Annotated in this window: 2 pseudogenes; both read left to right on the top strand. The window is 82.5% G+C overall.

The window, feature by feature from the left end:
- Positions 1-131 (top strand): annotated as a pseudogene (locus FGF04_RS41585) (phage tail protein); the annotation flags it as partial.
- A pseudogene (locus tag FGF04_RS41580) lies at positions 128-702 on the top strand (hypothetical protein); the annotation flags it as partial. The pseudogenes FGF04_RS41585 and FGF04_RS41580, both read left to right, overlap by 4 nt.

The raw sequence follows: 702 nt of genomic DNA, 5'->3' as shown, positions 1-702 counted from the left end.
TCCACCTGCGGCTGCCCGACCCGACCGGCGCCGACGAACACCGCCTCGACAGCCTCGTGGCGGCCGCCCGCCCCGCCCACATGCCCTACACGGTCCAGGTGACCGCCGCCGAAAGGACTCCCGAGAGATGACCAGCCAGACCTCCGGCACGGGACGGGAGCCGGCGCGCAGCTGTGTCGAGTGCGGCACCCGCGCGGAGCCCGGCCAGTCCTTCTGCGACTCCTGCGGCGCGGTGCTCGGCTGGGCCACGATGGCCCCGGCGGCGCCGGCCGCCCCGGTGGCCGCGGGCGCCTCCGCGGCGGGCGACGCGGGGACGGCCGGCGGCCGTCCCGCCGGGGAGGAGACCCACCGGCGGGACGGCGGCGCGGCCGGCACCGGCGGCTCCGGCGGCGCGGCCGCGGGCAGCGGTCCGGCCGGGGACGGCGGCGACTCCGGGACCCCGCAGCCGGACAGCGCGTCCGCCGGTACGCCGATGGCGTACCCCGAGCCGGCGGGCTTCGGCGGCGCCGCGGCGTCCGGAGCGGGCGCGGCTGGTGCGGGCGCGGCCGGCGCAGGTGCCGTCGCCGGTGCGGGTGCGGGTGCGGCCGGTACGGGCGCGCCTAGTACGGGCGCCGGCGCGGCCGCGGCCGCCGGTACCGGAGGGACCCCGGCCGCCTCCGGCACCGCACCCGGTGCCGCCCCCGCCGCCGACGTCTTCGCCGC

The sequence above is a fragment of the Streptomyces apricus genome (genome assembly GCF_008369065.1).
In the GTDB taxonomy this organism is placed as follows: domain Bacteria; phylum Actinomycetota; class Actinomycetes; order Streptomycetales; family Streptomycetaceae; genus Streptomyces; species Streptomyces apricus.
Note: the sequence above shows the minus strand (reverse complement) of the source record. Positions and strands in the feature narration are given on the sequence as shown.